An 18195-nucleotide genomic window follows, 5' to 3' on the forward strand; every position below is an offset into this window, starting at 1 on the left:
TTCCAGGGGCATTGATGACCAGCACCGCGTTCGACCTGTTCCGCACCTCCGACGACCACGAGGAGCTGCGCGCCGCGGTGCGCGAGCTCGTCGCCGACAAGGTGACGCCGTACGCCGCCGAGGTCGACGAGTCCGCGACCTACCCCCAGGCCGCGCACGACGCGCTGGTCGCCTCCGACTTCCACGCGCCCCACGTCCCCGAGCAGTACGACGGCGTCGGCGCCGACGCGCTCGCCACCTGCATCGTCATCGAGGAGGTCGCCCGCGGCTGCGCGTCGTCCTCGCTCATCCCCGCGGTCAACAAGCTCGGCTCGCTGCCCGTCATCCTCGGCGGTGGCGAGGAGATCAAGCAGAAGTACCTGCCGCGGCTCGCCCACGGCGAGGGCTTCTCCTACGGCCTGTCCGAGCGCGACGCCGGGTCCGACACCGCCTCGATGAAGACCCGCGCGGTCCGCGACGGCGACGACTGGGTGCTGACCGGGCAGAAGTCCTGGATCACCAACGCCGGCGTCTCGGAGTTCTACACCGTCCTGGCCGTCACCGACCCCGACGCCCCGCGCGGCAAGGGCATCAGCGCCTTCGTGGTCGAGAAGTCCGACCCGGGCTTCACCTTCGGCGCCAAGGAGCGCAAGCTCGGCATCAAGGGCTCCCCCACCCGTGAGCTGCTGCTCGACGGCGTGCGCATCCCCGGCGACCGGATCATCGGCGAGCCGGGCACCGGCCTGCCGCTGGCCCTGCGCACCCTCGACCACACCCGCGTCACCATCGGCGCCCAGGCCGTCGGCATCGCCCAGGGCGCCCTCGACCTCGCCGTCGACTACGTCAAGCAGCGCCAGCAGTTCGGCAAGCGGATCGCCGAGTTCCAGGGCATCCAGTTCATGCTCGCCGACATGGCCATGAACCTCGAGGCCGCCCGCCAGATGGTCTACGTCGCCGCCGCCAAGTCCGAGCGCAACGACCCCGACCTGCCGTTCTTCGGCGCGGCCGCCAAGTGCCTGGCCTCCGACACCGCGATGGCGATCACCGTCGACGCCGTCCAGCTGCTCGGCGGCTCGGGCTACACCCAGGACTTCCCGGCCGAGCGGATGATGCGCGACGCCAAGATCACCCAGATCTACGAAGGCACCAACCAGGTCCAGCGTCTGGTGATGGCCCGCCAGCTCCTCGGCCGCTGATCCACGACGGCTCGATCCAGCCCTCACACGCTGACCCGTCGCCCATGGGCGACGGGTCAGCGTCATCTCGTCGGTGACCCGTCGCCCGTGGGCGACGGGTCAGCGTGAGGGCTGGAAGTCGCCGCGGTTGGCGCGGAACCGACCGAGGATCTCGACCAGGGTCGTGATGTCGTCGGGCTCGAGGCCGACCTGCTCGAAGACCTCCTCGTTGAGCGCCTTCGTGGCGCGCTCGACGAGCTCGAGGCCGGCCGGTAGGAGCACCAGGATCGCGGAGCGGCGGTCGTCGGGGTTGATCACCCGCTCGACCAGGCCGTCGTCCTTGAGCCGCGAGGCCAGGCTCGTGAGGGAGGTCGGGTGCACCTGGAGGCGGTGGCCGGCGCGGAGCATCGTCATCCGCTGCTCGGAGGCGAAGCTGAGCAGCCGCAGCAGCTCGAAGCGGGCGAAGGTCAGCTCGAAGGGGCGCAGCAGTGCATCGATCTGGGTCAGCAGCAGCTGCTGGGCCCGCATCACCGAGGTCACCGCGGCCATGCCCGGCGCGGCGTCGTCCCAGCCGTGCACGCACCACTGACGGCGGGCCTCCGCGATCGGGTCGCGGCCGGGCAGGGCGGGCGTGCTCACCGGCCCGACTGTAGTGAAGGCCGACGGGGTCAGTCGGTGGCGTCCGGCGACGTCTCGTCGGCTGTGACCTCGACGACAGGGGGCGGACCGTCGGCAAGCAGGGCCTTGAATCCGTCCTCGTCGAGCACGGGTACGCCGAGCTGCTCGGCCTTGTCGGCCTTGGTGCCGGCGTTGTCGCCGACGACGACGAAGTCGGTCTTCTTCGACACCGACCCGGAGGCCTTGCCGCCGCGGGCGAGGATCGCCTCCTTGGCCGAGTCGCGGCTGAAGTCGACCAGCGAGCCGGTGACCACGACCGTGAGGCCCTCCAGGGTGCGCTCGACCGACTCGTCGCGCTCGTCCTCGAGCGAGACCCCGTCGCGCTCCCACTTGTCGACGATCTCGACGTGCCAGGGCGTCTGGAACCACTCGATGACGGCCGCGGCGATGGTGGGGCCGACCCCCTCGGCCGCGGCCAGGCTCTCCTCGCTCGCGTCACGGATCGCGGCCATCGAGCCGAACTCCTGGGCCAGGGCCCGCGCGGCGGAGGGGCCGACGTGTCGGATCGAGAGCGCCACGAGGACCCGCCAGAGCGGGACCCGCTTGGCCTGGCCGAGGTGGGCCAGCAGTCGCTCGCCGTTGGCGGACAGCTGCGGCCCCTCCTCGCCCTTCCTGGGCGCCCGGGTGAACAGCGGCGCCCGGGTGATCTGCTCCTCGTCGAGCGCGAACAGGTCGCCCTCGTTGGCGATCACGCCGGCCTCGAGCAGTGCGGCCGCCGCCTCGTAGCCCAGCCCCTCGATGTCGAAGGCGCCGCGGCCGGCCACGTGGAAGACCCGCTCGCGGACCTGGGCGGGACAGAACCGGTGGTTGGGGCAGCGCAGGTCCTTGTCGCCCTCCTTCTGCTGCACCAGACGTGCCTCGCACGCCTCGCAGGTGGTCGGCATGACCCACTCGGGCAGCCCCTCGGGCCGCAGCGCGAGCACGGGGCCGAGGATCTCGGGGATCACGTCGCCGGCCTTGCGCAGGATCACGGTGTCGCCGGGGCGGACGTCCTTGCGCTTGACCTCGTGGGCGTTGTGGAGCGTGGCGTTCTCGACGGTGGAGCCGGCGACGAGCGTGGGCTCCATGACGCCGTACGGCGTGGCGCGGCCCGTGCGGCCGATGTTGACCCGGATGTCGAGGAGCTTGGCGTTGACCTCCTCGGGGGGGTACTTGAAGGCGATGGCCCAGCGCGGCGCCCGGCTGGTCGACCCGAGCCGGCGCTGCAGGGACACGTCGTCGACCTTGACCACGACCCCGTCGATCTCGTAGGGCGCGATCGTGTGGCGGCGCTCGCCGGCGTCCTCGATGAAGCCCTGCACGGCCTCGAGGCTCGGCAGCACCCGGACCAGGTCGGAGGTGGGCAGCCCCCACTGCCGGAGCGCGGCGTAGGCCTCGGACTGGGCGGCCGGCTCGAAGCCCCGACGGGCGCCGATGCCGTGGCAGACCATGCCGAGGGCGCGGGTGGCGGTGACGCGGGGGTCCTTCTGGCGCAGCGACCCGGCGGCGGCGTTGCGCGGGTTGGCGAACATCGGCTTGCCGGCGTCGACCATCGCGGCGTTGAGCCGCTCGAACGCCATGCCCGGCAGGAACACCTCGCCGCGCACCTCGAGGAGGTCGGGCACCGGGTGGTCGCCCCCGGTCACCAGCCGGTGCGGGATCGAGTCGATCGTCTTGACGTTGGGCGTGACGTCCTCGCCGGTGCGACCGTCGCCGCGGGTCAGCGCACGCACCAGGCGGCCCTTCTCGTAGAGCAGGTTGATCGCCAGCCCGTCGACCTTGAGCTCGCACAGCAGCGCCGGCGCCTCGATGCCGTCACGGGCCAGGCGCGCGTGCCACGCGGCCAGCTCGTCGTAGGAGAACGCGTTGTCGAGGCTCTCCATGCGCTGCAGGTGGTCGACGGCGGTGAACTCCGTGGACACCGCTCCCCCGACGGTCTGGGTGGGCGAGTCGGGGGTGCGCAGCTCGGGGAACTCGGCCTCGAGCGCCTCGAGCCGGCGCAGGCGGGCGTCGAAGCCGGCGTCGTCGAGCGTCGGGTCGTCGAGCACGTAGTAGCGCCAGCGGGCGTCCTCGACCTGCTCGCTGAGCGTGCGGTGCTCCTCGCGCGCCTCGTCGGTCGCAGGGGTCGGTGCGGCATCAGGCTGGTCGGGCACGGGCCCCATCTTGCCGCCCGCCACCGACATTGCGGCAGACCCTCCCGCCACCCGCCGTCTGCCAGCTCGTCGAAGTTTTTTCGCTTGCCGGGAATGGAACGAGTCCGTACCGTCTTGATGGAACGAAACGGTACCGTTCCATCCAGTGACGAAGGACACATGACCATGACCCCACCCGTCGGCAGACCGGCCCCCGAGGCCGTCTCCCGACCGCGCGTCGAGGGCGACCGCGAGCAGGAGATCCTCGCCGCCACCCTCGACGTCCTCGCCGACGTCGGCTACGACCGGCTCACCATGGACGCCGTGGCCGCCCACGCCCGGGCCTCCAAGGCCACGCTCTACCGACGCTGGAGCACCAAGCCGGCGCTGGTCATCGACGCCCTCCTGTCCGAGAAGGAGGCGATGGAGCTGCCCGACACCGGCACCCTGCGGGGCGACCTGCTCGGCGCCTACTGCGGCATGGGCGGGCTCACCGACACCCGCCAGGTCGCGATCCTGGCCAGCGTGATGACCGCGATCTCACGCGACGCCGACTTCGCCGAGGCGTTCCACCGCGACTTCATCGGCCCCAAGGTCGCCCTCACCCGCACGATCTACGACCGGGCCAAGGAGCGCGGCGAGATCTCCCCCGACGTGGACGTCGACCTCATCGGGACCGCACTGCCCGGCATCGTCCTGCACCGCCAGTTCCTGCTCGGCACCCCGCCCGACACCGAGTTCATCGTCCAGGTCCTCGACCACATCATCCTGCCCGCCGTCGCCGCCGTGGCAGCCAGCCCCCTCCCGCAGCACACGCCCCACCAGACCACGAAGGAAGACTCATGACCGACCTCTCCCACCCCGAGGCCCCCGCCCCGGACACGCACCCCGAGGAGGGCAAGCAGCTCCACCTCGGGTGGGCGCTCGTCCTGATCTCGATGGCCCAGCTGATGGTGGTCCTCGACGCCTCCATCGCCAACATCGCCCTGCCCTTCATCGGCAACGACCTCGAGATCGCCGACGCCAACCTCACCTGGATCGTCACGGGGTACGCCCTGGCCTTCGGTGGCCTGCTGCTGCTCGGCGGCCGTCTCGGTGACCTCTACGGTCGCCGTCGCGTCTTCATGATCGGCCTCGCCGTCTTCGCGGTCGCCAGCTTCATCGGCGGCTTCGCCCAGAACGAGGCCATGCTGCTCGCGTCGCGTGGCCTGCAGGGCCTGGGCGCCGCTCTCGCCTCGCCTGCCGCCCTCGCCCTGATCACCACGACGTTCCCGGCCGGCCCGGCCCGCAACCGCGCGTTCGCGGTCTACGCCGCCATGTCCGGCGCCGGTGCAGCCGTCGGCCTCATCCTCGGTGGCTGGCTCACCGGGCTCGACGACGTCGTCGGCCTCGAGGGATGGCGCCTGACGTTCCTCATCAACGTCCCGATCGGCCTGATCGCCGCCTTCCTGGCCCCGCGCTTCCTGCGGGAGTCCGAGTCGCACCCCGGCGAGCTCGACGTCCCCGGCGCGATCACCGGCACGCTCGGCCTGCTCGGCCTGGTCTACGGCTTCAGCCGCGCCGGCGAGGAGGCCCACGGGTGGGGCGACACCTGGACCATCGCGTCGCTGGTCGCCGGCATCGCGCTGCTCGTCGTCTTCGCCGTCGTCGAGTCCCGCGTCAAGCACCCGCTGCTGCCGGTCCGCGTCTTCAACAACCGCACCCGTGCCACCAGCTTCCTGGTGATGGCGCTGGTCCCCGCGGCCATGTTCGCGATGTTCTACTTCCTGAGCCTGTTCATCCAGCTGGTCATCGGCTACAGCCCGCTCCACACGGGCTTCGCGTTCCTGCCGTTCTCCGTCGGCATCGTGATCGGCGCGGGGCTGTCCTCCAACCTGGTCAACCGCATCGACCCCCGCTACATCGCCGGGGTCGGCACGCTGATGGCGGCGGTCGCCCTGTTCGGCTTCTCCCGGCTCTCGGTGCCCACCGGCACCGACGACCTGCTCGCCGTGGCCAACAGCGGCGGCTTCCTCGGGGCCGACGTCAACTACTGGTCGTCGATCTTCCCGTTCATCGTCCTGATGTCGATCGGCATGGGCATGACCTTCGTGCCGCTGACCCTGACCGCGGTGCACCACCTGCGCTCCGAGGACTCCGGCATCGGCTCCGGCGTGCTCAACACGATGCAGCAGGTCGGTGGCGCCCTGGGCCTGGCGATCCTGGGCACCGTCTCGCTGCACTTCGCCGACGGCACCAAGACCGACCTGGCTCGCGACCTCGCCACCAAGGGCGTCCCGCCCGAGGGTGCCAAGGGACTGGCCTACATCGGCTCGTTCACCGAGGGTGCCACGGCGGCCTTCCTGGTCGGCGCGGTCCTGATCGCGATCGGCTCGGCCGCGATCTGGCTGTTCCTCAACGTCAAGCACGAGGAGCTGGCCACCGACGGTCCCGAGACCCCGGTGCACGTGGGCTGACGCCCACCCGCCGTACGACGGCCCGTCGCCTCTCCGAGAGAGGCGGCGGGCCGCAGTGCGTCCGGCGTCCCTCAGGCCTCGGACAGGTGGCGGGCCGTGCTCGCGGCCAGCACGAGCGCGCGCCGGGCCCACCCGGGCGTGGCACCCGCCATCCCGCAGCTCGGCGTCACGACCAGGCGGTCGCGCACGACATCGGGGTCCAGGCCGAGCATGTCGAGCCAGCGCACGACGCGCTCGACCAGCTCGGACTCCGTCGGCGCCACCCCGTCCACCGCGGGTACGACGCCCAGCGCGACGCTCTCGCCGGCCTCGAGGGCCGATCCGAGGGCGTCGTGACCGGTCGCGTCGATGACGCCGAGGTCCACCGACAACCCCTGGGCCCCGGCCCCGCGCAGCAGGTCGAGCGGGGTCCCGGGCGCACACGAGTGCACCCACGGGACGGCGCCCTCGGCGGTGACGGCCTCGAGCACCCAACCGAGGTGCTCGGAGAGCTCGGGCGGGTGCACGACGCGGTGCCGCCCGAAGCCCGAGGCGGTGCGGATGCCGCCGGCGGCGACGGCGGCGAGCGCGGGCTCGTCGACCTGGACGATCAGGGTCTCGACGCCGCCGACGCGCCGGCGTACGTCGCGCACGTGGGTGCGCACCCCCTCGGCGAGCGACTGCGCCAGGTCGCGGCGCGCCCCGTGGTCACTGACGACCTTGTCGCCGCGGGGCTTCTCGACCGAGGCGGCCAGGGTCCACGGACCGGCGACCTGCACCTTGAACGGACCCGTCCAGCCCTGGGAGAGCTCCTCGAGCACGTCGAGGTCCTGCGCGAGCCGGCTCTGCGCGCGGCGGTGGTCGATGCCGCTGGCGTCGGTGAGGCGCCAGCCGGCCGGCTGCAGGTCGACCCCGATGGCGCCGACCAGCGCGAGCGACCGGGCGACCATGCCGGAGTGGATGCCCCGGTCGGGCAGCTCGACGAGGTGCGGCAGGTGGTCGGCGAGCTCGTCGAGGACCAGCCGCTGGGCGGCGGCGAGGTCGTCGCCGGGCATCGACCCGACACCGGTGGCCGTGCTCATCGCGCCCTCATGCGGTGGCCGCGATGGTGGCCGAGCCGACGACGCGGGTGCCGTCGTAGACCACGGCGGCCTGCCCGGGCGCGATGCCGTAGGCCGGCTCGTGCAGCTCGACCTCGACCGCCTCCCCCGACACCACGACGGTGGCCGGCAGCTCGGAGCCGTGCGCGCGCAGCTGGACCGTGCCCTGCAGGCGCGTCGGCGCGCTGCCGCACCAGCGCGGCCGGATGCCGGTGAGGCGGCGTACGGCGAGGCGCTCGTGGGGCCCGACGGTCACGGTGCCGGAGACCGGCTCGATGTCGAGCACGAAGCGTGGCTTGCCGTCGGGGGCGGGCCGGCCGATCCGCAGGCCCTTGCGCTGGCCGATGGTGAAGCCGTAGGTGCCGGCGTGACGGCCGAGCTCCTCGCCGGTCTCGGCGTCGACGATCGGGCCCTCGTGGTTGGGCGCACGGTCGCCGAGCTTGTCCTGCAGCCAGCCGGCGGTGTCGCCGTCGGCGACGAAGCAGATGTCGTGGCTGTCGGGCTTGTCGGCGACCAGCAGCCCGCGCTCCGCGGCCTCGAGCCGCACGTCGGCCTTGGTCGAGCCGCCGAGCGGGAACAGCGAATGGGCCAGCTGGCGCTGGTCGAGCACGCCGAGCACGTAGGACTGGTCCTTGCCGTCGTCGACGGCGCGGTGCATCTCGACCAGCCCGTCCGGGCCGGTCGCCAGCTGCGCGTAGTGGCCGGTCGCGACGGCGTCGTAGCCCAGGGCCAGGCCCCGCTCGAGGACCGCGGCGAACTTGATCTTCTCGTTGCAGCGCAGGCACGGGTTGGGGGTGCGCCCGGCGGCGTACTCGTCCATGAAGTCCTCGACCACGTCCTCGTGGAAGCGGTCGGAGAGGTCCCAGACGTAGAACGGGATGCCGATGACGTCGGCCGCGCGGCGGGCGTCGTTGGCGTCCTCGATGGTGCAGCAGCCGCGGGCGCCGGAGCGGTACGACGCGGGGTTGCGCGACAGGGCGAGGTGGATGCCCGTGACGTCGTGGCCGGCGTCGTGGGCGCGTGCGGCGGCGACGGCGGAGTCGACGCCGCCGGACATCGCGGCGAGCACCCTTCGAGGGGCGCCGGTGGGGCCCTCCGGGCGGGAGGCGCCCACCTCAGGGACCGCTCTCACGACGCGGTCACCCTCACAACCGCCGGGCAGCACGGGCGCGGTCGACGACGGGCACGATCGCCTCGACGACGGCGTCGACGTCGGCCGGGGTGGAGGTGTGGCCGAGGGAGAAGCGCAGCGAGTGGCGGGCGGCCTCCTGCTCGCAGCCCATGGCCAGCAGCACGTGGGAGGGCTGCGCGACGCCGGCCGAGCAGGCCGAGCCGGTGGAGCACTCGATGCCCCGGGCGTCGAGCAGCATCAGCAGCGAGTCGCCCTCGCAGCCGGGGAAGCCGAGGTGGGCGTTGCCGGGCAGCCGCGTCTCGACCCCGCCGGCCCGTCCGCCGAGCACGTCGGGGCCGTGGAGGTGGGCGTCGGGCACGACCTCGATCACCCGGCGGACGAGGTCGTCGCGCAGGGCGGCGACGTGGACGGCGTGCTCGGCCTGGTGCTTGACGGCCAGCTCGACCGCGGCGGCGAACGCCGCGATGGCCGGGGTGTCGATGGTGCCGCTGCGGATGTCGCGCTCCTGGCCCCCGCCGTGGACGAGGGCGGTGACGGCGAGCTCACGGCGGACGAGGAGGGCCCCGACGCCGAACGGGCCGCCGACCTTGTGGCCGGTGATGGTCATGGCGTCCACGCCGGAGGCCGCGAAGCCCAGGGGTACCGACCCCAGCGCCTGGACGGCGTCGGTGTGGACCGGGATGCCGTGGGGGCGACAGATCTCGACGACCTCGCACACCGGCTGCAGGGTGCCGACCTCGTTGTTGGCCCACATCACCGAGACGACGGCGACGCTCTCGGGGTCGCGCTCGATGCTGGCGCGCAGCGCGTCGAGGTCGAGGCGACCGGTGCCGTCGACGGGCAACAGCTCCACCTCGGCGCCGTCGTTGTCCCCCAGCCAGTGCACCGGGTCGAGCACGGCGTGGTGCTCGACGGCGGTGGTGAGCACCCGCACGCGGCGGGCGTCGGCCGTACGGCGGGCCCAGAACACGCCCTTGATCGCGAGGTTGTCGGACTCGGTGCCGCCGGAGGTGAACACGACCTCGCCGGGACGGCAGTCGAGGGCCTGCGCGATCGTCTCGCGCGACTCCTCGACGACCCGCCGCGCGTGCCGCCCGGAGGCATGCAGCGAGCTCGGGTTGCCGACGTCGCGCAGGTGCGCCGTCATCGCCTCCACCGCCGCACCCACCATCGGGGTCGTGGCGGCGTGGTCGAGGTAGTGCACCTGCCCGTGGATCGCTGTCATGTCATCTCCAGAGTACGGCGCGCTCCCCCGTCGGGCCGCACCGAGACCACCATCCGCGCAGGTCAGGGCACCATGGCTCACCCGCACGGCCTACGGGGCGGGTGACCAACCCGTGCAATCGAACGAGTTGGGGTCCTGGCGGGCCCGATTACCAGCCCAACTCGTTCGATCGAACGGGTTGGTCGCTCCGGAGCCGCGCATCCCCACCCAACTCGTTCGATTGCGCGAGTTGGCAGCCGACCCCGCTCCTCAGGCGGGCGCGACCTCGAGCCGCACCACGCAGTTGCCCATCCCCTTGGGGCGGTCGTAGGTGAAGCCCACGCGCTCGTACATCGTGCGGGTGCCGTTGTAGAGGAAGGACGACGAGGTCTTCTTGCCCAGTGCCTTCTTCTCGGCCAGGTCGTGGGGGTAGCCCTCGACGACGCCGCCCCCGGCGGCGGCGATGAGCTCGAGCGCACCGCGCAGGGCGGCCTCGGCGAGCCCTTGCTTGCGGAACCGCTTGTCGACCTGGATGCAGGTGACCCGCCAGTCGGTCGACGGGGCGCCGAGGGCGACCTCGGCGTCGTACTGCTTGCGGTGGTGGATCGTCGGGAGCTCGCACGGAGTGCCGTACTCCGCCCAGGCCAGCGCCTCGCCGTCGCGGACGACCAGAGCGGCGTGGGCGACCCCGTCGTCGACCATGCGCCGCTTGAAGTCGCGGTTGCCCTCGGCGGTGACGCCGCGGTCGTCGCTGTGGGGGTGGAACCACGAGCACCAGCAGCTGCTGAACAGTCCACCCTGGCGCTCGACCAGGTCGGCGAACAGGTCCCAGGTCCGCGGGGTCAGGGCCACGATCGTGTCGTCCACCCCTCGCACGCTAGACCCTGATGCGGACGGGACGAGGTAGCGAGACCGGGTGCCCCTCAGCGACTCATCGGGCGGTCACAGCAGCACCAGGTCGTCGCGGTGCACGACCTCACGCTCGTGGGAGCGCCCGAGGAGCGCCGGAAGCTCGTCGGCGTCGAAGCCGACCAGTCCGCGGGCGACCACCGAGCCGTCGGGCCCGGCCAGGTCGACCGGGTCGCCGGCCACGAACTGCCCTGTCACCGCGGTGATGCCGGCGGCCAGGAGCGAGGCTCGGCGCTCGACGACGGCGCGCACGGCGCCCGCGTCGAGGGTGAGCGTCCCGTGCGCCTGGGTCACGTGGGCCAGCCACAGCAGCCGGATCGGGCGCTTGCGGCCGGTGGCGTGGAAGAGGGTGCCGACCGGGTCACCGGCCAGGGCCGCGGCGGCGTGCGGCGCGGAGGTGAGGACGACGGGGATGCCCGCGCCGGTGGCGATCCGGGCCGCCTCGACCTTGGTCGCCATGCCGCCGGTGCCGAGACCGGCTGCGCCCGGCTTGCCGAGGCGTACGCCGTCGAGGTCGGTGTCGACCGCGACCTCGGCGACCAGGGTGCTCGACGGGTCGTCGGGAGGGCCGTCGTAGAGCCCGTCGACGTCGGAGAGCAGGACGAGCAGGTCGGCGTGGACCAGGTGCGCGACGAGGGCGGCGAGGCGGTCGTTGTCGCCGAAGCGGATCTCGGAGGTGGCGACGGTGTCGTTCTCGTTGACGATCGGGAGCACGCCGAGCTCGAGGAGCTTGCTGAAGGTCTGGTGGGCGTTGCGGTGGTGGGCGCGACGGGTCACGTCGTCGACGGTGAGCAGCACCTGGCCGGCGACGATGTCGTGCCGGGCCAGCTCGGCGGTGTAGCGGTGCACGAGGAGCCCCTGGCCGACGGCGGCCGCGGCCTGCTGGGCGGCCAGCGCAGAGGGCCGGCGCTTGAGCCCGAGCGGGGCCAGGCCGGCGGCGATGGCTCCCGACGAGACGAGCACGACCTCGACGCCGCGTGAGCGCAGCGACGCCAGGGCGTCGACGAGCGCGCCCAGGCGTGCCGGGTCGAGGCCCCCGGCCGTGCTGGTCAGCGAGGAGGAGCCGACCTTGACGACGACCCGTCGGGCCCCGGTGACCTCAGTCCTGGGCACCGGGGTCTTCCTCGGCCCAGTCGGGATCGTCGGGCGACTTGATCTCGTAGGACGTCGGCCCGTAGACCTCGGGCTTGTCGAGGCGGCGGGCCACGTCGGCGCGGGTCTCGGCCTCGGTGCGGTCGGGCATGTTGGCAGCGATCGCGCGACGACGGCCCACGGCGGCCCGCTCCTCGCGCATCCGGGTGTCCTCGCCACGTCGGGCGAGGTTCTCGGCACCGGCGTCGAGACCCGGCTTGAAGTCGAAGACGACCGAGTTGTCGGGGTGACCGATGAGCACGGTGTCGCCCTCGACCGCGCCGAGCTCGACGAGCTTGCGCTCGACGCCGAGCCGGTCGAGCCGGTCGGCGAGGAACCCGACGGCCTCGTCGTTGCTGAAGTCGGTCTGGCGGATCCAGCGCTCGGGCTTGGCGCCGCGCACGCGCCAGCCGTCGCTCTCCTGGGCGATGGTGAAGTCTCCGGCCCCGTCGACGCTGGGCGGGCGCAGCACGATGCGGGTGGCGACCTCCTCGGCCTCCTCGACGCGGGCGGCCAGCACGATCTCGGCCATCGCGAAGGTCAGGGCCCGGGTGCCCTCGCCGGAGGCCGCCGAGACCGGGAACACCTTCAGCCCGCGGGCGGTGAGCTCCTCGATGACCATGTCGGAGATGTCGCGCCCGTCGGGCACGTCGACCTTGTTGAGGGCCACGAGCCGGGGCCGGTCCTCGAGCCCGCCGTAGCGGCTCAGCTCGAGCTCGATGATGTCGAGGTCGTCGACCGGGTTGCGGCCGGGCTCGAGGGTCGCGGTGTCGAGCACGTGGACCAGCGCGGCGCACCGCTCGACGTGGCGCAGGAAGTCGTGGCCCAGGCCGCGGCCGTCGCTGGCCCCCTCGATCAGACCGGGTACGTCGGCGACGGTGAACGTCGTCTCGCCGGCGGTCACCACCCCGAGGTTGGGGACCAGGGTCGTGAACGGGTAGTCGGCGATCTTGGGCCGGGCGCGCGAGATGGAGGCGATCAGGCTCGACTTGCCGGCGCTGGGGAAGCCCACCAGCCCGATGTCGGCGACGACCTTGAGCTCGAGGACGACCTCGATCTCGTGGCCCGGCTCGCCGAGGAGCGCGAACCCGGGGGCCTTGCGCTTGGAGCTGGCGAGCGCGGCGTTGCCGAGGCCGCCGCGACCACCCTCGGCGACCACGAGCTCGGTGCCGGCGCCGACCAGGTCGGCGACGACCTCACCGGTCTTGAGGCTGACCACGGTGCCGCTGGGGACCGGCAGCACCAGGTCGGCGCCGTGCCCGCCGTTCTTGTGGGCACCGGCGCCGTGGCCGCCGTGCTCGGCCTTGCGGTGCGGGCTGTGGTGGTAGTCGACCAGCGTGGTGACGTTGGGATCGACCCGCAGGATCACCGAGCCGCCCGGGCCGCCGTTGCCGCCGTCGGGGCCGCCGAGCGGCTTGAACTTCTCACGGTGCACCGAGGCGACACCGTGCCCGCCGCGCCCGGCGCTGACGTTGAGGGTCACGCGGTCGACGAACGTGGGGACGGCCATGAGGGTGCTCCTAGAGGCTACGAAAAGCCACGAAGGACGCCCCGGTGCGGGACGCCCTGTCGTGGTGGTGCAGGTGAAGCGGGGTGAGCGTCAGCTCACTCCGACGGCAGAATGTTGATGACGCGACGGCCGCGCTTGACGCCGAACTCGACCGCGCCGGGCTGCAGCGCGAACAGGGTGTCGTCGCCGCCCCGACCCACGCCGCTGCCCGGGTGGAAGTGCGTGCCACGCTGGCGGACGATGATCTCGCCGGCGTTGACGAGCTGACCGCCGAAGCGCTTGACGCCGAGTCGCTGGGAGTTGGAGTCGCGGCCGTTCTTGGTGGACGCGGCGCCCTTCTTGTGAGCCATGTCAGTAGTCCTTCAGTCTCAGTCAGGGATCGGGTCAGGCGGAGATGTCGGTCACGCGGACCTGGGTGTACTTCTGACGGTGGCCCTGGCGCTTCTTGTAGCCGGTCTTGTTCTTGTACTTCTGGATGACGATCTTGGGGCCCTTGGTGCCGCCGAGGACCTCGACGGTGACCGAGGCCTTCTCGAGGCCGGTGGCCTTGATCGTCTCGCCGTCGACGGTCAGCACGACCGGCAAGGTGAACGTGTCACCGACGGGGGTCGTGACCAGGTCGATCTCGATGACGTCGCCGACAGCGACCTTCTGCTGCTTCGCGCCTGCGCGCACGATCGCGTACACCGCGGTCTCCTTCGTCTGTCACTGCTCGGTCTTGAGGCCTGCGGCACGGCCGACCGCGCTCGAGGACGAGGGTGGGTGCCGGGCAGGGGCGTTCCGTTGCCGGACGCACAAGGAGCCATCGTACGGACGCCGCACCGCGAGGGCAAAACGACCGGGCTCCCCGGACACCCCTGCGGGACCGTAGGGTCGCCGGATGAGCGGTGCCCCCTTCTCCTTCGAGCCCTACCCGTCCCCCGGCCCGACGGCGCCGCCGCCGTCCGAGACCCGCACCGGCGACGTCGTCGTCACGATCGTCGAGCTCGTGGCGCTGCTGCTCGGGGCGTTGCTGGTCACCCTGATGGCCGCGATCGTCGGCCTGTTCGTCGAGGCCGGCGACGGCGACTCCAGCGGGCTGATGGCGTTGGTGCTGGTGCCGACCTGGGGCCTGTGGCTGGTCGCCGTCGCCGCGTCGGTCGCCCTGATGAGCGCCAAGAAGCTGGCGTTCTGGGTGCCGATGGTCGCGTTCGCCGTGTGGGTGGTCCTGCTGATCGTGGTCACCCACGTCTGAGTCCGGCTGAGCCGCCTCAGCGCTTGCGGGCGCCGCCCTTGCGCTTGATCGGCACGTGCAGGCCCGACTCGCCGTCGACCTCGGCGTCGCCGCCGACCTCCGGCTCGGTGGGCTCGCCCGGCTCGGTCGACTCAGTGGGCTCAGTGGGCTCGGTGGGCTCCGCCGCCACCGCCGTACGACGGGCGCCACCGCGGGTGCGGGTGACCACCTTCGGCGGCTCGGGCGCGGCCTCGGGAGCCGCGACCGGCGCGGGGGCCGGGACGACGACCTCGACGGGCGCCACCGGCGCCGTCGTGGTCACCGAACGGCTGACGCCGCGACGGGTCCGGGTGATGACCTTGGGCTCGGCCGGGACGACCGGCGCCACGGGCTCGGCCTCCTGGGCGGACAGCTCGGGCGCCTGCTCGACGATCTCGACCGTCGGCTCGGACACCTCCACCGTGGGCTCGACCGCGTCGAGGGCCTCGGCGGCATCGAGCGCCGCGAGCTCCTCCTTGTGGGTCTCGGCCTTGGCCATCGCGGCGAACTCCGCCGGCGTCGGCTTGTGGGCCGAGGCGGCGGGAGCCGCGACCGGGGCGGCCGGGGCGTCGTCGCCGCGGCCGCGGCCACCACGTCGACGTCCACGACGCTCGCCGTCGGCCTCGGTACCGGCGTTGCCGCCGTTGCTGCTGGTACCACCGCCACCGCCACCGTTGCCGTTGCCACCGCCGGTGTTGCCGTTGGCGTTGCCGCCACCGTTGCCGCCACGACCACCGCTGCGACCTGAGCCGCCGTGGCCGCCGTCGTCGGCACTCCGCTTGGGCTCGACGGGCAGGTCGTGGATGATCACGCCGCGGCCCTGGCAGTGGTCGCAGGTCTCGCTGAAGGCCTCGATCAGGCCGGTGCCGATGCGCTTGCGGGTCATCTGCACCAGGCCGAGCGAGGTGACCTCGGCGACCTGGTGGCGGGTGCGGTCGCGGCCCAGGCACTCGACCATCCGGCGCAGCACCAGGTCGCGGTTGGCCTCGAGGACCATGTCGATGAAGTCGATGACGATGATGCCGCCGATGTCGCGCAGCCGGAGCTGGCGCACGACCTCCTCGGCGGCCTCCAGGTTGTTCTTGGTGACCGTCTCCTCGAGGTTGCCGCCGGAGCCGGTGAACTTGCCGGTGTTGACGTCGACGACCGTCATGGCCTCGGTGCGGTCGATGACCAGGGAGCCCCCGGAGGGCAGGAAGACCTTGCGGTCGACGGCCTTGGCGATCTGCTCGTCGATCCGGTAGGTCGAGAACAGGTCGACGCCGTTGTGCTCGGTGGGGTCGTACTTCTCGACGCGCTCGAGCAGGTCGGGGGCCATGCCCTCGACGTAGCCGTGCACGAGGTCCCAGGCGTCGTCGCCCTGGATGACGAGCCGGGCGAAGTCCTCGGTGAAGAGGTCGCGCACCACCTTGAGGGTCAGGTCGGGCTCGCCGTGCAGGAGCTGGGGGTTGCCGCTCTTGCTCTTGGCCTTGGACTCGATCTCCTCCCAGCGCGCCTTGAGCCGCTCGACGTCCTGGGTGAGCTCCTCCTCGCTGGCGCCCTCGGCCGCCGTCCGGACGATGACACCCGCCGTGGACGGGACGACCTCCTTGAGGAGGGTCTTGAGGCGGTTGCGCTCGGTGTCGGGCAGCTTGCGGGAGATGCCGGACGTCGTGCCGTCGGGCACGTAGACGAGGAACCGGCCGGCCAGGCTGATCTGGCTGGTCAGGCGGGCGCCCTTGTGGCCGACGGGGTCCTTGCTGACCTGCACGAGGATCGTCTGGCCCGAGGAGAGGACCGACTCGATCTTGCGCGGCTGGCCGTCCTTGTGGCCCAGCTGCGACCAGTTGACCTCGCCGGCGTAGATGACGGCGTTGCGGCCCTTGCCGATGTCGATGAACGCAGCCTCCATCGAGGGCAGCACGTTCTGGACCCGGCCGAGGTAGATGTTGCCGATCAGCGAGGTCTGCGACTCGCGGGCGACGTAGTGCTCGACCAGGATCTTGTCCTCGAGGACGCCGATCTGGGTCAGCTCGTCGCGCTGACGCACCACCATGACGCGGTCGACCGACTCGCGTCGGGCCAGGAACTCGGCCTCGCTGACGATGGGGGCGCGGCGACGGCCGGCCTCGCGCCCGTCGCGGCGGCGCTGCTTCTTGGCCTCGAGACGGGTCGAGCCCTGGATCGAGGTGATCTCGTCCTCGGCGTTGCGGGCGCGACGCACGCGCGTGGTCGTGCCGGGCTCGTCGGAGCCACCGTCGTCGCCCTCGCGGCGACGCTTGCGGCGACGACGGGTGGACGTGCCACCCTCGGCCTCGCCGGACTCGGAGTCAGCACCCTCGGCGGAGTCAGCACCCTCGGCGCCCTCGGCCTTGTCACCCTGCTCGGACTTCTCGGTCCTGTCGGCGCCCTGGTCCTGCTGGGCGCCGCGGCCGCCACGGGCGCGGTCGCCCGTGGGCTCGTCGCCCTCGGTCGCGTCGGCGTCGGCGTCGCCACCCTCGCCGGACCCGCTACGACGACGACGGCGGCCGCCTCGGCGGCGGCGGCGGCGGGGTCCGGTGTCGCCGGCGGCCTCGTCGTCGGAGTCGTCGTCCGACTCGTCGTCGGACTCGTCACCGGCGCCGTCGTCCGAGCTCTCGCCGGCGGTGTCGGCAGCGGTGGCGGTGTCGGTGGCGGTGGTGTCGGTGGCGTCGGCGGCCGGGAGCGTCCCGTCGGCTGCGGCCTCCAGTGCGTCCCAGGTGGCCTCGGTGTCGTCCTCGTCCTCGTCCTCGTCGAGCTCGACGGGCTCGACGGGCTCGACCGCGGGGGGCTCCTCGACCGGCGGGGGGACCGCGGCCTTGCGGGTGCGGGTGCGCTTGGCCGGGACGACCTTCTCGGGCACCTGGAAGAGCGGCATGACGCCCTGGTCGGCCACGTCCTCGCCCTCGGCCGAGCCAGCCGGCTCGACGGCCTCGACAGCGGTGGCCTCGGCGGCTGCGGCCTTCTTGGTGGTCTTCTTGGCCGCGGCCTTCTTGGCAGGAGCCTTCTTGGCTGCCGCCTTCTTGGTCGCGGTCTTCTTGGCGGGCTTCGCCTGGTCGGCGTCGGCCACCCCGGTGTCGGTGGAGGCGGGCTCGCCGGGCTCGGCGGCCGGGGTCACGTCGGTCCCGGGAAGGGCGTCCGCGCTCGCCGCTGCCTTCTTGGCAGCCGCCTTCTTGGCGGGCGCCCGCTTGGCCGGGGCCTTCTTGGCGGCCTTCTTGGCCGGGGCGGCGGTCGGCTCCCCGGCCGGCGTGTCGCCGGTCTCGACGGCGGGGACGTCCTGGGTGTTGTCGTCAGCCATGTGCTGCTCCTCGCCCGGCGAGCGCCGGGCTGTCCGGTGGCTGATCCGCACAGGGCGGGCGCCACGAAGTCTGATGGGCGGCGGCGCCACTCGGTGTCCGACGCTGGGACTGTCCTCACCTGCCGCGGTCGCTGTGCCCGGGGCTGCTGTCACCCGCCCGGGACCGCGTCGCGGTCTGGCGACGATCGTCCCACCGTGCCGTCTCGATGTGCCGAGGCGGCGGAGGAGCCGTCGGGGCCACTATCGCACACGGCCCCGGGCCCGGTGCGATCACCGGGCGGGCG

Annotated in this window: 15 protein-coding genes; 4 read left to right on the forward strand and 11 right to left on the reverse strand. The window is 72.7% G+C overall.

The genetic code is table 11. The annotated features are described in order from the left end of the window. Positions 1 to 14: 14 nt before the first annotated feature. On the forward strand, positions 15 to 1175 hold the full coding sequence (locus tag FJQ56_RS03750; RefSeq protein ID WP_140007844.1) for an acyl-CoA dehydrogenase family protein: 1161 nt from the start codon (positions 15 to 17) through the stop codon (positions 1173 to 1175). A gap of 99 nt (positions 1176 to 1274) precedes the next feature. Here FJQ56_RS03750 and FJQ56_RS03755 read toward each other — a convergent pair whose 3' ends face one another. After that, on the reverse strand, positions 1275 to 1793 hold the full coding sequence (locus tag FJQ56_RS03755) for a MarR family winged helix-turn-helix transcriptional regulator (RefSeq protein ID WP_246083968.1): 519 nt from the start codon (positions 1791 to 1793) through the stop codon (positions 1275 to 1277). 29 nt (positions 1794 to 1822) lie between these two features. Further along, positions 1823 to 3973 carry an NAD-dependent DNA ligase LigA gene (gene ligA, locus FJQ56_RS03760; protein ID WP_140009682.1) on the reverse strand — a complete coding sequence of 717 codons (2151 nt, stop codon included), beginning with the start codon at positions 3971 to 3973 and terminating at the stop codon, positions 1823 to 1825. A gap of 150 nt (positions 3974 to 4123) precedes the next feature. Here ligA and FJQ56_RS03765 point away from each other — a divergent pair, with 150 nt between their 5' ends. Both FJQ56_RS03765 and FJQ56_RS03770 read left to right on the forward strand, forming a co-directional pair. Beyond that, positions 4124 to 4789, forward strand: coding sequence for a TetR/AcrR family transcriptional regulator (locus tag FJQ56_RS03765; protein ID WP_246083970.1), 666 nt, complete (start codon positions 4124 to 4126; stop codon positions 4787 to 4789). Next, complete coding sequence (locus tag FJQ56_RS03770) at positions 4786 to 6399, forward strand: MFS transporter (protein ID WP_140007845.1); 1614 nt, start codon at positions 4786 to 4788, stop codon at positions 6397 to 6399. The genes FJQ56_RS03765 and FJQ56_RS03770 overlap by 4 nt, the downstream gene beginning before the upstream one ends. 71 nt (positions 6400 to 6470) lie before the next feature. Here FJQ56_RS03770 and FJQ56_RS03775 read toward each other — a convergent pair whose 3' ends face one another. The 8 genes from FJQ56_RS03775 to rplU all read right to left on the reverse strand — a co-directional run bounded on the left by FJQ56_RS03775 (position 6471) and on the right by rplU (position 14051). Further along, entirely contained in the window at positions 6471 to 7460 is a 990-nt protein-coding gene (locus FJQ56_RS03775) for a uroporphyrinogen decarboxylase/cobalamine-independent methonine synthase family protein (RefSeq protein WP_140007846.1), read from the reverse strand. 7 nt (positions 7461 to 7467) lie between these two features. Beyond that, a complete protein-coding gene (mnmA, locus tag FJQ56_RS03780; protein WP_281284652.1) occupies positions 7468 to 8610 on the reverse strand; it encodes a tRNA 2-thiouridine(34) synthase MnmA in 1143 nt (380 codons plus the stop codon). Positions 8611 to 8623: 13 nt separating this feature from the next. Further along, the gene (locus FJQ56_RS03785; protein ID WP_211350740.1) at positions 8624 to 9835 is read right to left on the reverse strand and encodes a cysteine desulfurase family protein; all 1212 of its coding nucleotides are present in this window, start codon (positions 9833 to 9835) and stop codon (positions 8624 to 8626) included. A gap of 249 nt (positions 9836 to 10084) precedes the next feature. After that, complete coding sequence (locus FJQ56_RS03790) at positions 10085 to 10681, reverse strand: GNAT family N-acetyltransferase (protein WP_246083971.1); 597 nt, start codon at positions 10679 to 10681, stop codon at positions 10085 to 10087. Between the two features lie 75 nt (positions 10682 to 10756). Beyond that, on the reverse strand, positions 10757 to 11836 hold the full coding sequence (gene proB / locus FJQ56_RS03795) for a glutamate 5-kinase (RefSeq protein WP_140007848.1): 1080 nt from the start codon (positions 11834 to 11836) through the stop codon (positions 10757 to 10759). Beyond that, positions 11823 to 13364, reverse strand: coding sequence for a GTPase ObgE (gene obgE / locus FJQ56_RS03800; protein ID WP_140007849.1), 1542 nt, complete (start codon positions 13362 to 13364; stop codon positions 11823 to 11825). Before obgE ends, proB begins: the two co-directional genes overlap by 14 nt. Before the next feature lie 95 nt (positions 13365 to 13459). Then, complete coding sequence (gene rpmA, locus FJQ56_RS03805) at positions 13460 to 13714, reverse strand: 50S ribosomal protein L27 (protein ID WP_140007850.1); 255 nt, start codon at positions 13712 to 13714, stop codon at positions 13460 to 13462. 34 nt (positions 13715 to 13748) lie between these two features. Further along, positions 13749 to 14051 (reverse strand): 50S ribosomal protein L21, encoded by a 303-nt coding sequence (gene rplU, locus FJQ56_RS03810; protein WP_140007851.1) that lies wholly within the window; start codon positions 14049 to 14051, stop codon positions 13749 to 13751. A gap of 193 nt (positions 14052 to 14244) precedes the next feature. Between rplU and FJQ56_RS03815 the strand changes: the two genes are divergently transcribed. Continuing rightward, entirely contained in the window at positions 14245 to 14598 is a 354-nt protein-coding gene (locus FJQ56_RS03815; RefSeq protein WP_140007852.1) for a hypothetical protein, read from the forward strand. 16 nt (positions 14599 to 14614) lie between these two features. Here FJQ56_RS03815 and FJQ56_RS03820 read toward each other — a convergent pair whose 3' ends face one another. Beyond that, positions 14615 to 17911, reverse strand: a complete 3297-nt coding sequence (locus FJQ56_RS03820) for an Rne/Rng family ribonuclease (RefSeq protein ID WP_140007853.1) — start codon at positions 17909 to 17911, stop codon at positions 14615 to 14617. Positions 17912 to 18195: the final 284 nt, after the last annotated feature.

Origin of the sequence: Nocardioides plantarum (assembly GCF_006346395.1) — a bacterium.
GTDB lineage: Bacteria > Actinomycetota > Actinomycetes > Propionibacteriales > Nocardioidaceae > Nocardioides > Nocardioides plantarum.

Bases quoted from the DNA above. Each gene is read 5' to 3' on its own strand.
- FJQ56_RS03775 (WP_140007846.1), bottom strand. From the start codon at position 7,460: ATGAGCACGGCCACCGGTGTCGGGTCGATGCCCGGCGACGACCTCGCC.
- rpmA (WP_140007850.1), bottom strand. From the start codon at position 13,714: ATGGCTCACAAGAAGGGCGCCGCGTCCACCAAGAACGGCCGCGACTCC.
- FJQ56_RS03820 (WP_140007853.1), bottom strand. From the start codon at position 17,911: ATGGCTGACGACAACACCCAGGACGTCCCCGCCGTCGAGACCGGCGAC.
- obgE (WP_140007849.1), bottom strand. From the start codon at position 13,364: ATGGCCGTCCCCACGTTCGTCGACCGCGTGACCCTCAACGTCAGCGCC.
- ligA (WP_140009682.1), bottom strand. From the start codon at position 3,973: ATGGGGCCCGTGCCCGACCAGCCTGATGCCGCACCGACCCCTGCGACC.
- FJQ56_RS03815 (WP_140007852.1), top strand. From the start codon at position 14,245: ATGAGCGGTGCCCCCTTCTCCTTCGAGCCCTACCCGTCCCCCGGCCCG.
- FJQ56_RS03770 (WP_140007845.1), top strand. From the start codon at position 4,786: ATGACCGACCTCTCCCACCCCGAGGCCCCCGCCCCGGACACGCACCCC.
- FJQ56_RS03765 (WP_246083970.1), top strand. From the start codon at position 4,124: ATGACCATGACCCCACCCGTCGGCAGACCGGCCCCCGAGGCCGTCTCC.
- FJQ56_RS03785 (WP_211350740.1), bottom strand. From the start codon at position 9,835: ATGACAGCGATCCACGGGCAGGTGCACTACCTCGACCACGCCGCCACG.
- FJQ56_RS03750 (WP_140007844.1), top strand. From the start codon at position 15: ATGACCAGCACCGCGTTCGACCTGTTCCGCACCTCCGACGACCACGAG.